This is a genomic window from Bacteroides acidifaciens (assembly GCF_024623065.1).
Taxonomy (GTDB): domain Bacteria; phylum Bacteroidota; class Bacteroidia; order Bacteroidales; family Bacteroidaceae; genus Bacteroides; species Bacteroides acidifaciens.
The window spans coordinates 1-13,733 of the sequence record NZ_JANJZR010000098.1; the positions used below are offsets into that span (position 1 = coordinate 1).

At 44.8% G+C, this 13,733-nt stretch carries 19 protein-coding genes and 1 tRNA gene; 19 read left to right on the forward strand and 1 reads right to left on the reverse strand.

The features are described from left to right. From NSB03_RS18195 to folK, 10 genes are all read left to right on the forward strand, one after another. The coding region (locus NSB03_RS18195; RefSeq protein WP_257466566.1) for a transposase at nucleotides 1–204 on the forward strand (204 nt) is incomplete at its 5' end. Nucleotides 205–229: 25 nt separating this feature from the next. Beyond that, nucleotides 230–484: a hypothetical protein gene (locus tag NSB03_RS18200; protein WP_024988526.1), complete on the forward strand. Its 255-nt coding sequence runs from the start codon at nucleotides 230–232 to the stop codon at nucleotides 482–484. A gap of 9 nt (nucleotides 485–493) precedes the next feature. Beyond that, complete coding sequence (locus NSB03_RS18205) at nucleotides 494–769, forward strand: hypothetical protein (protein WP_024988527.1); 276 nt, start codon at nucleotides 494–496, stop codon at nucleotides 767–769. A gap of 439 nt (nucleotides 770–1,208) precedes the next feature. Further along, the gene (locus NSB03_RS18210; protein ID WP_024988528.1) at nucleotides 1,209–2,108 is read left to right on the forward strand and encodes a methyltransferase domain-containing protein; all 900 of its coding nucleotides are present in this window, start codon (nucleotides 1,209–1,211) and stop codon (nucleotides 2,106–2,108) included. A gap of 3 nt (nucleotides 2,109–2,111) precedes the next feature. Continuing rightward, nucleotides 2,112–2,993: a cell division protein FtsX gene (locus tag NSB03_RS18215; RefSeq protein WP_024988529.1), complete on the forward strand. Its 882-nt coding sequence runs from the start codon at nucleotides 2,112–2,114 to the stop codon at nucleotides 2,991–2,993. A 21-nt stretch (nucleotides 2,994–3,014) separates the two neighbouring features. Further along, on the forward strand, nucleotides 3,015–3,269 hold the full coding sequence (locus NSB03_RS18220) for a DUF3098 domain-containing protein (protein WP_024988530.1): 255 nt from the start codon (nucleotides 3,015–3,017) through the stop codon (nucleotides 3,267–3,269). A gap of 9 nt (nucleotides 3,270–3,278) precedes the next feature. Beyond that, nucleotides 3,279–4,070 carry an undecaprenyl-diphosphate phosphatase gene (locus tag NSB03_RS18225; protein WP_121767325.1) on the forward strand — a complete coding sequence of 264 codons (792 nt, stop codon included), beginning with the start codon at nucleotides 3,279–3,281 and terminating at the stop codon, nucleotides 4,068–4,070. Beyond that, nucleotides 4,070–4,792 (forward strand): tRNA pseudouridine(55) synthase TruB, encoded by a 723-nt coding sequence (gene truB / locus NSB03_RS18230; protein ID WP_024988531.1) that lies wholly within the window; start codon nucleotides 4,070–4,072, stop codon nucleotides 4,790–4,792. The genes NSB03_RS18225 and truB overlap by 1 nt, the downstream gene beginning before the upstream one ends. A gap of 17 nt (nucleotides 4,793–4,809) precedes the next feature. Then, nucleotides 4,810–5,868 carry a tRNA preQ1(34) S-adenosylmethionine ribosyltransferase-isomerase QueA gene (queA, locus tag NSB03_RS18235; RefSeq protein ID WP_024988532.1) on the forward strand — a complete coding sequence of 353 codons (1,059 nt, stop codon included), beginning with the start codon at nucleotides 4,810–4,812 and terminating at the stop codon, nucleotides 5,866–5,868. Beyond that, nucleotides 5,868–6,344 (forward strand): 2-amino-4-hydroxy-6-hydroxymethyldihydropteridine diphosphokinase, encoded by a 477-nt coding sequence (gene folK / locus NSB03_RS18240; protein WP_024988533.1) that lies wholly within the window; start codon nucleotides 5,868–5,870, stop codon nucleotides 6,342–6,344. Before queA ends, folK begins: the two co-directional genes overlap by 1 nt. A gap of 106 nt (nucleotides 6,345–6,450) precedes the next feature. Here folK and NSB03_RS18245 read toward each other — a convergent pair whose 3' ends face one another. After that, the gene (locus NSB03_RS18245) at nucleotides 6,451–6,636 is read right to left on the reverse strand and encodes a hypothetical protein (RefSeq protein ID WP_024988534.1); all 186 of its coding nucleotides are present in this window, start codon (nucleotides 6,634–6,636) and stop codon (nucleotides 6,451–6,453) included. A 228-nt stretch (nucleotides 6,637–6,864) separates the two neighbouring features. Here NSB03_RS18245 and metK point away from each other — a divergent pair, with 228 nt between their 5' ends. The 9 genes from metK to NSB03_RS18290 all read left to right on the forward strand — a co-directional run bounded on the left by metK (nucleotide 6,865) and on the right by NSB03_RS18290 (nucleotide 13,528). Then, on the forward strand, nucleotides 6,865–8,157 hold the full coding sequence (gene metK / locus NSB03_RS18250) for a methionine adenosyltransferase (protein WP_024988535.1): 1,293 nt from the start codon (nucleotides 6,865–6,867) through the stop codon (nucleotides 8,155–8,157). A 293-nt stretch (nucleotides 8,158–8,450) separates the two neighbouring features. Continuing rightward, complete coding sequence (locus NSB03_RS18255) at nucleotides 8,451–9,038, forward strand: LOG family protein (RefSeq protein ID WP_024988536.1); 588 nt, start codon at nucleotides 8,451–8,453, stop codon at nucleotides 9,036–9,038. Next, nucleotides 9,035–9,868 (forward strand): DUF4271 domain-containing protein, encoded by an 834-nt coding sequence (locus NSB03_RS18260; RefSeq protein WP_024988537.1) that lies wholly within the window; start codon nucleotides 9,035–9,037, stop codon nucleotides 9,866–9,868. Before NSB03_RS18255 ends, NSB03_RS18260 begins: the two co-directional genes overlap by 4 nt. Nucleotides 9,869–9,872: 4 nt before the next feature. Then, nucleotides 9,873–10,619: a uroporphyrinogen-III synthase gene (locus tag NSB03_RS18265; RefSeq protein ID WP_024988538.1), complete on the forward strand. Its 747-nt coding sequence runs from the start codon at nucleotides 9,873–9,875 to the stop codon at nucleotides 10,617–10,619. A gap of 5 nt (nucleotides 10,620–10,624) precedes the next feature. Then, nucleotides 10,625–11,014, forward strand: coding sequence for a ribonuclease P protein component (gene rnpA / locus NSB03_RS18270; RefSeq protein ID WP_024988539.1), 390 nt, complete (start codon nucleotides 10,625–10,627; stop codon nucleotides 11,012–11,014). A 26-nt stretch (nucleotides 11,015–11,040) separates the two neighbouring features. Continuing rightward, nucleotides 11,041–11,286: a membrane protein insertion efficiency factor YidD gene (gene yidD / locus NSB03_RS18275; protein ID WP_121767331.1), complete on the forward strand. Its 246-nt coding sequence runs from the start codon at nucleotides 11,041–11,043 to the stop codon at nucleotides 11,284–11,286. A gap of 24 nt (nucleotides 11,287–11,310) precedes the next feature. Then, nucleotides 11,311–11,970, forward strand: coding sequence for a TatD family hydrolase (locus NSB03_RS18280; protein WP_228099509.1), 660 nt, complete (start codon nucleotides 11,311–11,313; stop codon nucleotides 11,968–11,970). An 87-nt stretch (nucleotides 11,971–12,057) separates the two neighbouring features. Next, nucleotides 12,058–13,350, forward strand: coding sequence for a tyrosine--tRNA ligase (gene tyrS, locus NSB03_RS18285; protein WP_065539948.1), 1,293 nt, complete (start codon nucleotides 12,058–12,060; stop codon nucleotides 13,348–13,350). Nucleotides 13,351–13,457: 107 nt separating this feature from the next. Next, nucleotides 13,458–13,528, forward strand: a tRNA-Gln gene (locus NSB03_RS18290). Nucleotides 13,529–13,733 lie beyond the last annotated feature (205 nt).

The following is a 13,733-nucleotide window of genomic DNA, read 5'->3' on the forward strand; positions in this document are numbered from 1 at the left end:
ATGTCCCGTAACCGGAAGGTTGTTAAGATACTTCATTACGAACGCGGTTTTTATGTGCTTTACGAGAAACGTCCTGTCATGGGAAAGTTCAAGAAACCGGTATTTGATGAGGTCTCCAAATGCTACCGGATACAATGGTCAGACATGGCCTATCTTACGGAAAGTATTGTAGTTGACAAGATGTACGTTAGTTCAAAAGATTAATATTAACATATTGATTATCAGTAAAATGATTACCGAAAATCCAGGAATAGGTTTAACAAGCTTTTCTAAACATGGATTGAATCAAGCAATTACAAGAGGGGTAAATCCATCTACGATTTCAAATACAGTTAAGAATCCCGTTGTGGTTTTACAACAAAGTAGAGGAAATTTTTTGTTCTTAACAAGGGAAGCTGTTGTTGTTATGAATAATGCAGGAAGAATTGTTTCGACATACCCAGCTTCGATGTTTGATAATAGTATATTGAATGTATTAAAATAGATTTTAAATATGATAAAAAATGAAGTAATAACAGAGATTCGCACTATTTTAATTAAAGATTGGGATCCTTTAGGCATAGGTGCAAATCTCAATTTAGGTGATGAGTATGACGGATATATTGGTTCTATAATTCATATTCTCATGTACTCGCCTTCTATTGAATCAATAATTTTACTATTAAAAAAAATTGAAAATGAAGATATGGGGATTGAAAATACAAATACTAAATATTTATATCCTATCGCAACTAAATTAATGAAAATAGGAGAGAAATTCCATATTTAAAAGTAATTTTGATATTTTTCTAAAATTCGCAACTATTAGAAAAATGGTAGTGGATTCTCTAATAAACGATTTTGTCTTACCCTGATATAAGTTGACTGAGAAAATAGTCCATTTGTATTAGGGTATTTTATATTTTTCTATTATGATACCAAGGGAACAAAGTGCCGAACAACGTACATAATAGCCGAAAAGTCAAGCGGATACAAGATATACAGGTGGCATTAGTGGGATGAGTTGTATATAATCTTTCTTCAAAAAGATATCTTGTTCCGATATGAACAGTGTCAAAACTGCTCTTATCTTGTATCAGAGACAACTCTTCTATTAAAAGTCCTTAACGAAACCCCAATCCATCACTTTTTATTTGTTTCTTTGCACCAAATTCGGGTATAGTGTTGTCTTGTGATTCGGGGACAACACTTAATTTTGTTTGGAATTAATGGAGAAACTCAGTATAAATGCTTGTCCGGTGTGTGGCGGTGCGCACTTGAAACGCGTCATGACTTGCACGGATTTTTATGCTTCGGGCGAACAGTTTGAACTGTATTCGTGTGAGGACTGTGGATTTACATTCACACAAGGAGTCCCCGTGGAAGCAGAGATAGGCAAGTATTATGAGACTCCCGACTACATCTCCCACTCTGATACGCGCAAGGGCGCGATGAATAGCATTTACCATTATGTACGTTCCTATATGCTGGGCCGCAAAGCGCGCCTGGTAGCCCGGGAAGCGCATCGTAAAACAGGGCGTTTGCTTGATATAGGTACGGGAACCGGTTATTTCGCCCATACGATGGTACGTCGTGGCTGGAAAGTGGAAGCGGTGGAGAAGAGTCCGCAGGCACGTGAGTTTGCGAAGCTGCATTTCGATCTGGAGGTGAAGCCCGAATCGACTTTGAAGGAGTTTGCTCCCGCCAGCTTTGATGTTATCACCCTTTGGCATGTGATGGAGCACTTGGAGCACCTCAACGAAACTTGGGAGATGCTTCGTGAGTTGCTGACAGAAAAAGGTGTGCTGATTGTAGCTGTACCCAACTGTTCTTCTTATGATGCTCAACGCTACGGCGAGTATTGGGCGGCTTACGACGTTCCCCGTCATCTCTGGCATTTCACTCCCGGCACTATACAGCAGTTGGCTTCCCGTCACGGCTTCATTATGGCGGCACGTCATCCGATGCCGTTCGATGCGTTCTACGTATCCATGTTGAGCGAGAAGCACCGCGGCAGCTCGAGCAGCTTTCTGAAAGGCATGTATGCCGGAACGCTTGCCTGGTTCAGTGCTCTGGGACGGAAAGAACGCAGCAGTTCCATGATTTACGTATTCCGAAAAAAAAGATAGCGCATGGGAAGTAAAAACAAATATAAGTCAGGTTCAGTATTCGACATGCAGTTCATCACGTCGAGTATCAGTACGACACTGGTGTTGCTGCTGCTGGGGCTGGTTGTCTTTTTCGTGCTTACGGCGCATAATCTTTCCGTATATGTCCGCGAGAATATCAGTTTCTCCGTTCTTATCAGTGACGATATGAAAGAAGCGGATATACTGAAACTTCAGAAGAAGCTGAATAAGGAATCTTTTGTGAAGCAATCCGAATATATCTCCAAGAAGCAGGCGCTGAAAGAGCAGACCGAAGCGATGGGAACCGACCCTAAAGAATTCTTGGGATACAACCCTTTCACCGCTTCCATCGAAATCAAACTGCACTCCGATTATGCCAACTCCGACAGCATTGCGAAGATAGAGAAGCTGATAAAGAAAAACTCCAATATACAGGATGTGCTTTACAGGAAAGAACTGATTGATGCCGTGAATGACAACATACGGAATATCAGTCTGGTGCTGCTCGCCTTGGCAGTGGTGCTCACTTTCATATCCTTTGCCTTGATAAACAATACGATAAGACTTGCCATCTATTCCAAACGGTTCCTCATCCATACCATGAAACTGGTGGGGGCGAGCTGGGGATTCATCCGGGGGCCGTTTCTCCGGAAGAACGTATGGAGCGGTGTGCTGGCAGCCATGATTGCCGATGCCATATTGATGGGGAGTGCCTACTGGGCGGTGACGTACGAGCAGGAATTGCTTCAGGTCATCACTCCCGAAGTCATGCTGATTGTATGTGCAAGTGTATTGGTGTTCGGGATTGTAATAACGTGGCTGTGCGCCTATTTCTCCATGAACAAGTATCTGAGAATGAAAGCGAACAGCCTATACTATATTTAATTCAAAAAGAAGAAATAAACTATGTCTGACAAGCGGAAATTTGCCTTTGATAAAGTGAACTTTATCTTGCTCGCGATAGGAATGGCGATTGTTATTATCGGCTTCCTGTTGATGTCGGGACCCTCGTCGTCCGAAACGGTTTTCGAACCGGATATTTTCAGTGTACGCAGAATAAAGGTGGCGCCCGTCGTTTGCCTGTTTGGTTTTTTGTCAATGATATACGCGGTGTTGCGTAAACCTAAAATGACTGAAGTACCTAAAATTAAAAGAGAATAAAGAGATATTATGAGTTGGTTAGAAGCATTAATCCTTGGACTGATTCAGGGATTGACTGAGTATTTGCCCGTAAGCAGCAGTGGTCATCTGGCCATCGGGTCGGCATTGTTCGGCATACAGGGGGAAGAGAATCTGGCATTCACGATTGTGGTGCATGTGGCTACGGTGTGCAGCACGCTGGTGATTTTATGGAAAGAGATAGACTGGATTTTCCGCGGGTTGTTCAAGTTTCAGATGAACGACGAGATGCGCTATGTCATCAATATATTGATTTCAATGATACCGATTGGTATCGTAGGAGTGTTCTTTAAGGATTATGTGGAGGCGATTTTTGGTTCGGGACTGCTGGTTGTGGGCTGTATGTTGCTGTTGACTGCCGCCCTGCTGACTTTCTCTTATTACTATAAGCCGCGTCAGAAAGAAAAAATCTCGATGAAGGATGCTTTGATTATCGGTATCGCACAAGCTTGCGCGGTTATGCCGGGGTTGTCCCGCTCGGGTTCTACCATTGCTACGGGGCTTCTGTTGGGCGATAACAAGGCGAAACTGGCGCAATTCTCCTTCCTGATGGTTATTCCGCCTATCTTGGGAGAAGCGTTGCTCGACGGGATGAAGATGATGAAGGGCGAAGATGTGGTAGGTGATATCCCTGCGTTGTCGCTGATTGTCGGTTTTCTGGCTGCTTTCGTGGCGGGTTGCCTGGCTTGTAAGTGGATGATTAATGTGGTGAAGAAAGGAAAACTGATCTATTTCGCTATCTATTGCGCGATAGCAGGGTTGGTAACGATTATATTGAGCTGATGAATTTTAAAAAAGGAGAAGTACTGTTTTTCAATAAACCTCTTGGCTGGACTTCATTTAAGGTAGTAGGGCATGCCCGCTATCATATTTGCCGGCGGATAGGGGTGAAAAAACTAAAAGTCGGCCATGCCGGAACGCTGGATCCTCTTGCAACGGGAGTGATGATTGTATGCACAGGCAAGGCTACAAAGAGAATAGAGGAGTTTCAATATCATACGAAGGAGTACGTCGCAACGTTGCGTTTGGGCGCTACTACCCCGTCATACGATTTGGAACATGAGATAGATGCCACCTACCCTACTGAGCATATCACGCGGGAACTGGTGGAAGAAGTGCTGGCGCGCTTTGTCGGTGCGATAGAACAAGTGCCGCCTGCTTTTTCCGCCTGCATGGTAGATGGGAAACGGGCTTACGAACTGGCGCGGAAAGGCGAGGAAGTCGAACTAAAGGCGAAGCAGCTTGTTATCGACGAGATTGAATTGCTGGAATGTCGCCTGGATGTTCCCGAGCCGATGATTCGGATTCGTGTCGTATGCAGCAAAGGGACATATATTCGTGCTTTGGCGCGTGACATTGGCGAAGCGCTCCATAGTGGAGCCCACCTGACAGGATTGATCCGCACCCGTGTGGGCGATGTCCGGTTGGAAGACTGCCTGAACCCCGAACACTTTAAAGAGTGGATTGACGGACAGGAAATAGAAAATGAGGAAGAAAATAATTAACGTAATAAGGAATAGATATGAAATTATCACAATTCAAATTTAAGTTACCCGAAGATAAGATTGCTCTGCATCCTATGAAATATAGGGATGAGTCTCGTTTGATGGTACTGCATCGTAAAACAGGTAAGATTGAACACAAGATGTTCAAGGAAGTTCTGGACTACTTTGATGACAAGGATGTGTTTATATTCAACGATACGAAGGTGTTCCCTGCGCGTTTGTACGGTAACAAGGAGAAGACGGGTGCTCGTATCGAAGTATTCTTGTTGCGTGAGTTGAATGAAGAACTTCGTTTGTGGGACGTATTGGTCGATCCGGCACGTAAGATCCGTATCGGTAACAAACTGTATTTCGGTCCGGACGATTCGATGGTGGCGGAAGTAATCGACAATACCACCTCGCGTGGACGTACGCTCCGTTTCCTTTATGACGGTCCTCACGATGAATTCAAGAAAGCTCTCTACGAACTGGGCGAAACTCCCCTTCCCCACTCTATCATCAACCGTCCCGTAGAACCGGAAGATGCTGAACGCTTTCAGTCTATCTTTGCGAAGAACGAAGGTGCGGTGACTGCTCCGACTGCCAGCCTGCATTTCAGCCGTGAATTGATGAAACGTTTGGAAATCAAAGGTATAGACTTTGCATATATCACTCTGCATGCCGGTTTGGGTAATTTCCGCGACATCGACGTAGAGGACTTGACAAAGCACAAAATGGACTCGGAACAGATGTTTGTAGACGAGATGGCAGTGAAAACCGTCAACCGTGCAAAAGATAACGGCAAGAATGTGTGTGCGGTAGGTACGACCGTGATGCGTGCCATCGAAAGCGCAGTCAGCACCGACGGACATCTGAAAGAATTCGAAGGATGGACTAACAAGTTTATCTTCCCGCCGTATGAATTTACCGTAGCCAATGCAATGATTTCCAACTTCCACATGCCCCTTTCCACGCTGCTGATGATTGTGGCTGCTTTCGGGGGCTATGAGCAGGTGATGGATGCTTATCACGTAGCGTTGAAGGAAGGCTACCGTTTCGGCACGTATGGAGATGCCATGCTGATTCTGGACAAATAATGGCAAAAGTATATTTGGGACTCGGCACTAACCTTGGAGAGAAAGAACAGAATCTCCGGGATGCCGTGCAAAAAATAGAAGAGCAGATAGGGAAAGTCATTTCCCTGTCTGCTTTTTATGTTACTGCCCCTTGGGGTTTTGCTTCTGAAAACAGTTTCCTGAATGCGGCGGCTTGTGTAGAAACGGATTTATCTCCATTGGAAGTATTGCAAGAGACGCAAATGATTGAAAGGGAGTTGGGCCGTACCCAAAAGTCCGTCAACGGAATATATAGCGACCGCCTGATTGATATCGACCTGTTGCTTTATGAAGATTTGGTGCTATCTGTGACCTCTGCTTCCGGAGCAGAGCTGACCCTCCCCCATCCGTTGATGGCAGAACGTGACTTCGTTATGAAACCACTGGCGGAGATTGCTCCGGACATCCTGCACCCTGTGTCGGGAAAGACAATGAAAGGTATTCTGGACGCACTCTGACCCTTGTTCGGTGGGCATATATACTCACCGTGCTGGGCATATATGTACAGCACGGTGGATATATATATCCAGTATGGTGAGTATATATGCCCACCAAACAGGCTATTTATTTCTTTTTCTCCGCAATGAACACCGGCAAATAGGCGATGCATCCTATCAGTGTTGCATACAGCAAATGAATCTCCTGAAACGGCTTGTCGATGAAATGGCAGACAATGGCGTAGATAGCAATCGTGAATCCTACATAAAGCGCCAGCACCAAAAGCGTTTTTAATTTCTTATTTAGAATCATTATAAATCTATTTATGTGTTAAATACGCGTCAAAGATACTCATTATCTCCGAAATCTCTTTATCTTTGCAACCGAAATGAAAGTGTGGACAGATTTGAGTAGCTTGCAACCACGGAAAAAAATGCTAAAACACGTCTGATTGACGCCTTTCGGCTTATCCTTTGCAGCACTCGCCTCTCCTACTCTCTCATTCTTAATTCTTGTTTTTTAATTCTTAATTTAAGAAAGATGGGATACTTATTTACATCCGAATCGGTGTCAGAAGGACACCCCGACAAGGTAGCCGATCAAATATCGGATGCCGTGCTTGACAAACTGTTGGCTTACGACCCCAGTTCGAAAGTAGCTTGCGAAACACTAGTGACTACCGGACAAGTGGTGCTAGCGGGTGAAGTGAAAACAAAAGCGTACGTTGACCTACAGCTCATCGCACGCGAAGTGATTAAGAAAATCGGTTATACCAAAGGAGAGTATATGTTCGAAAGCAACTCTTGTGGTGTACTTTCCGCCATTCATGAGCAAAGCCCCGATATCAACCGTGGTGTGGAACGTCAGGACCCGATGGAACAGGGCGCAGGCGACCAAGGTATGATGTTCGGCTACGCAACGAATGAAACGGAAAACTACATGCCGCTTTCTCTTGATTTGGCACACCGCATTCTGCAAGTGCTGGCCGACATCCGTCGTGAAGGGAAGGTAATGACTTACCTCCGCCCCGATGCCAAAAGCCAGGTTACTATCGAATATGATGACAACGGAACCCCTGTCCGCATTGATACAATCGTTGTTTCTACGCAACATGATGACTTTATCCAGCCGGAAGACGACTCGCAAGCCGCTCAGTTGAAAGCTGACGAAGAGATGCTGGCTATTATCCGCCGTGATGTGATCGAGATTCTGATGCCTCGTGTGATTGCTTCTATCCATCATGATAAAGTATTGGCATTGTTCAATGATAAAATCATCTATCATGTCAATCCTACTGGCAAGTTTGTTATCGGTGGTCCTCACGGAGATACCGGTCTGACGGGCCGTAAGATTATCGTTGATACTTACGGCGGCAAGGGTGCTCACGGTGGCGGTGCTTTCTCCGGAAAAGATCCTAGCAAGGTAGACCGTAGTGCAGCTTATGCAGCACGTCACATCGCAAAGAATATGGTGGCGGCAGGCGTGGCAGACGAAATGCTTGTACAGGTGAGCTATGCTATCGGTGTGGCTCGTCCGATCAATATCTTTGTCGATACTTACGGTCGTTCTCACGTCAACATGACTGATGGCGAGATTGCCCGTGTTATCGACCAATTGTTCGATCTTCGCCCGAAAGCTATTGAGGAACGTCTGAAACTTCGTAATCCTATTTATCAGGAAACTGCCGCTTATGGCCACATGGGACGTGAACCGCAGGTGGTTACGAAGAAGTTCTTCTCCCGTTATGAGGGTGACAAGACGGTAGACGTGGAACTCTTTACATGGGAAAAACTCGATTATGTTGATAAAATTAAAGCAGCTTTTGGTCTGTAAAGCAGTCTGAAACAGGGCTTGGCTTATGAAGAAAGAGCTGCCATTTCAACTTCCTTTATGAGGAGATTGAAGTTGCAGCTCTTGATTTTTTGTTTGATCGAAAATTGCTGCTGTTGTATCATAGAATATCATTAATGGAAACATGTCCTGACAGTGTCTTATCTATTTTGGAATCAATCGCCTATCCATAGAAAATGTTGTCTGTTTGTCAAAAGCACAGATAATGTTGAATTTGAATACCGGAATTTTTTCGTAATTTTGCCTTCTCGATATAATAATGGATAGTGATGAAGATGAACCAAATAAATTCCGTATGCGTATATAGCGCTTCCAGTACCAAGATAGATGCTGTTTACTTTCAGGCAGCCGAGGCTCTCGGCCGTCTGCTTGCCGGACATCGTATCCGCTTGATTAACGGAGCCGGAAATCTCGGTCTGATGCGCTCAGTGGCAGATGCTGTCTTGAAGAGTGGTGGCGAGGTGACCGGAGTCATTCCGCATTTTATGGTAGAACAGAACTGGCACCATACAGGATTGACAGAACTGATAGAAGTGGAATCCATGCACGAGCGCAAGCAGAAAATGGCGAATCTGAGTGACGGTATCATTGCCCTGCCGGGTGGATGCGGTACCCTTGAAGAACTGCTTGAGATTATTACCTGGAAACAATTGGGGCTATACCTCAACCCTATTATAGTTCTTAATGTAAACGGGTTCTTTGACCCGTTGCTGGAAATGTTTGAGAAAGCTATTGAAGAAAATTTTATGCGTCAACAGCATAGAGATATATGGAAAGTGGCTCGGACACCTGAGGAAGCCGTAGAGTTGCTTTATGAGACTCCGGTGTGGGATGTTTCCATTCGTAAATTTGCAGCCATATGATAGGTGATACAATAGGTTCTTCACACACTGATACCCTGTTGCTTTTTCAACAAGGACAGTTTGCTTCGGCAAAGGCGGATAGTGATAGTTTGCAGTTGGCTGTAACTCATGCCACGCAGGAAGCTGGCTCAGGTTTTGAGGGGACCCCTATCCCCTACTCTCCCCGGACGGATGATGCTGTCTCGTTGACATTGTTGGCTTGCTTCTTCCTATCTTCCATCGCTTTGTCGCGCGGAAAGAAATTTCTTTCTCAGCAGGTGAAAGACTTTGTACTGCATCGTGAGCGGGCGAGCATCTTCGATAGCTCTACGGCGGCTGACATGCGTTATCTCCTTGTACTTGTGTTGCAGACCTGCGTGCTGGCAGGAATCACCTTCTTCAATTATTTTCACGACACCTCTCCTGCCTTGATGAGTCATGTGTCCCCTCTCCTCCTGCTGGGAATTTATGTAGGTTTCTGCTTGGCTTATTTCTTACTGAAATGGTCGCTTTATATGTTTCTGGGCTGGGTGTTCTTTGATAAAAATAGGACAAATATGTGGCTGGAGTCTTATTCTGCGCTTATATATTATGCCGGATTTGCCCTTTTCCCATTCGTACTTTTTTTAGTTTATTTCGACCTAAGTCTCACCAATTTGATTATAATTGGTTCTATAATTCTAATTTTCGCTAAAATATTGATGTTTTATAAGTGGATAAAGCTTTTTTTTCATCAGTTTAGTGAGCTTTTCCTTTTAATTGTGTACTTTTGCGCTCTGGAAATCATACCTTGCCTGCTACTCTATCAGGGTATGATTCGAATGAACAATATTTTGCTAATAAAATTTTAGGACGTTGAAAATTAAAAAAGTACTAGTGTCGCAGCCTAAGCCTGCGTCAGAGAAATCTCCCTATTACGACATCGCTGAGAAGTATGGTGTAAAAATAGATTTCCGGCCGTTTATTAAGGTTGAAAGTCTTTCGGCGAAAGAATTTCGGCAACAAAAAATTTCGATTCTCGACCACACTGCCGTTCTATTCACTTCGCGTCATGCTATTGATCACTTTTTCAATTTGTGTACAGAACTTCGCGTATCGATTCCCGAGACGATGAAGTATTTCTGCGTGACGGAAGCAGTGGCATTGTATATCCAGAAGTATGTGCAATACCGCAAGCGTAAAATCTTCTTTGGGGCTACCGGAAAGATTGAAGACCTGATTCCTTCCATTGTGAAGCACAAGACAGAGAAATACCTCGTCCCGATGTCGGACGTGCACAATGATGATGTGAAAAACCTGCTCGATAAGAACGGCATCCGGCATACGGAAGCTGTGATGTATCGCACAGTGAGCAATGACTTTACATCAGAAGAAGAATTTGATTATGATATGTTGGTGTTCTTCAGTCCGGCAGGAGTGACTTCCTTGAAGAAGAACTTTCCCGATTTCAATCAGAAAGAGATTAAGATCGGAACTTTCGGCTCTACTACCGCACAAGCTGTACGCGATGCCGGACTTCGTCTGGATCTTGAAGCGCCTACGGTGCAGGCTCCGTCAATGACGGCAGCGCTCGATATGTTTATCAAGGAAAACAATAAATAAACAAGGTGGGTATATATACTTTGTGCAAAGCCGAAAGGCTGAATAGTAAAATACAGATCGGAAAGATGTTCGGGGGCGGCGTTTCGAAGTCGTTTTCCATCTTTCCGATACGTGTTGTATATATGCCTGTCGAACAAGGCGAGGTCGCGGCTTCCATACTTGTCAGTGTATCGAAACGGCGGTTCAAGCGGGCGGTAAAGCGCAACCGGGTGAAACGTCAGATACGTGAAGCCTACCGGAAAAACAAAGAACTCCTGATAGGTGAGCTGCAACGCCGGGAACAGCGTCTGGCTATCGCCTTTATCTATCTGTCGGACGAGCTTATTTCCACTGCCGAACTGGAAGAGAAGATGAAAATAGCGCTTGCGCGCATCTCCGAGAAACTATCCTCATGAAATCCCGTGGTTCCGGAATATCCGCTATGTGGATATCGGTGAAAGGTTTTTTAAGCAGGATATTTTCACTCCTGTTGCTTATCCCTATCTATTTTTACCGGATTTGTATATCTCCGCTGACACCCCCTTCATGTCGGTTTACGCCGACCTGCTCGGCTTATGCGGTCGAAGCGATTAAGAAGCATGGTCCTGTGAAAGGATTTTATCTGACTGTGCGGCGTATCCTGCGATGTCATCCCTGGGGCGGTTCCGGCTATGACCCTGTGCCTTGAAATAACTAAAATGAAGAGTCAGACATGGCTGGAAAGATGATTAATACTATTCTGGATATTCATACTCATAGACAGGAAGCCGATTCTGAAAGTAAATCCATCATCAATTATCGGTTATTGGAAGATTCGTCTTTTCAAGAAGGGTGCTATTATTCTGTCGGTATCCATCCATGGAAGCTGACAGTGGCTGATTTCGACCGACAACTTGATTTTCTTATCCGACAACTGCCGAATAAACAGGTGGTGGCTATAGGAGAGACCGGGCTGGATAAACTGACAGAAGCTTCGATGGCGCTTCAGACACTGGCATTTGTAATGCAGATACAACTGTCTGAAACATACCGTTTGCCGTTGATAATCCACTGTGTGAAAGAGATGGACCGGCTTTTGGCGGCAAAGAAGCAGTTTCAACCCAAGCAACCTTGGATATGGCACGGCTTCCGGGGAAAGCCTGAACAGGCGGCACAGTTGCTGAAACAGGGATTTTATCTTTCTTTGGGAGAACATTATCCCGATGAAACGATGAAGATGATACCCGACGACCGCTTGTTTCTGGAGACGGATGAGAGTTCGCTTGATATTGAAGACATTTTGTGCCGGGCAGCCGAAGCGCGTGGGGTAGAGGCGGGATTGCTGCGTCAGACTATCCGCCGAAATATCCAAAATGTCTTTTTTAAGGCGTAAGAGTTGTATCTTCCGAGAAAGAGTCGTACTTTTGTCGCACATGGGATTGAAATACAATAAAAAACAACTAATTAATAGAGTAATACGATGAATTTTGTAGAAGAATTGAGATGGCGTGGCATGTTGCAGGACATCATGCCGGGGACAGAAGAGTTGTTAAGCAAAGAGCAGGTGACTGCCTATTTGGGTATCGACCCGACTGCCGATTCGCTACACATTGGTCACCTTTGTGGAGTGATGATCCTTCGTCATTTCCAACGCTGCGGTCATAAGCCGTTGGCACTGATCGGTGGCGCTACAGGTATGATTGGAGACCCTTCCGGAAAATCAGCAGAACGTAACCTGCTGAACGAGGAAACATTGCGTCATAATCAGGAGTGTATCAAGAAACAGCTTGCCAAGTTCCTCGACTTCGAGTCGGATGTGCCTAACCGTGCCGAACTGGTGAACAATTATGACTGGATGAAAGATTTCACTTTCCTCGACTTTGCTCGCGAAGTAGGTAAGCACATTACCGTGAACTATATGATGGCAAAAGACTCTGTAAAACGCCGTCTGAATGGCGAAGCACGTGACGGACTGTCATTTACCGAGTTCACTTATCAGTTGCTTCAAGGATATGACTTCCTTCATTTGTATGAAACGAAGGGCTGTAAGCTTCAGATGGGTGGTTCCGACCAATGGGGAAACATTACTACCGGTGCCGAATTGGTCCGCCGTACCAATGGGGGAGAGGTGTTCGCACTGACTTGCCCGCTGATTACGAAAGCTGACGGTGGCAAGTTCGGTAAGACAGAATCCGGAAATATCTGGCTGGACCCTCGCTATACTTCACCTTATAAATTCTATCAGTTCTGGTTGAATGTAAGCGACTCCGATGCCGAGCGTTATATCAAAATCTTCACTTCTATCGAAAAAGAAGAAATTGAAGCATTGATTGCCGAACATCAGGCTGCTCCACACTTGCGTCTCCTTCAGAAACGTCTGGCTAAAGAAGTAACTGTGATGGTTCACTCGGAAGAAGACTATAACGCAGCGGTTGACGCATCCAATATTCTGTTTGGTAATGCCACTTCCGACGCTTTGCGCAAATTGGACGAGGACACATTGCTGGCTGTATTCGAAGGAGTACCCCAATTTGAGATTTCACGTGATGCGTTGGCAGAAGGAGTGAAGGCAGTAGATCTGTTCGTCGATAATGCGGCTGTATTTGCTTCGAAAGGGGAGATGCGTAAGTTGGTTCAAGGCGGCGGCGTTTCGTTGAACAAAGAGAAACTAACAGCTTTTGATCAGGTAATCACAACTGCTGACTTGCTCGATGAGAAATATCTGCTTGTTCAGCGCGGTAAAAAGAACTATTATCTGCTGATTGCAAAGTAATAATGCACGATTTTCTCGATAGAACGTAAAAAAGTGAACGAAATATTTGGAGGTTTGCTTGCAAACCTCTATCTTTGCACCGCTTTTTAACAGAAAGCACATAAGTTTGGACTATGGTGTAATGGTAGCACAACAGGTTTTGGTTCTGTTTGTCCAAGTTCGAATCTTGGTAGTCCAACAACCAAGCAAAGAAAAGCCCTGGAAGAGACATCTTTCAGGGCTTTTTCTTTCGTGACTCTGAAGTCCCCGTTTTTGTATATCCTTATAAAGATTGAAGTATATAGGGGAGCAGCATATATAGAATTCATGGCTCACCGATAAAATCATGTGGGCTTCTCAACAATTAGTATCTTTGCCCTAAAAAACTTTTATGACTAGTTACG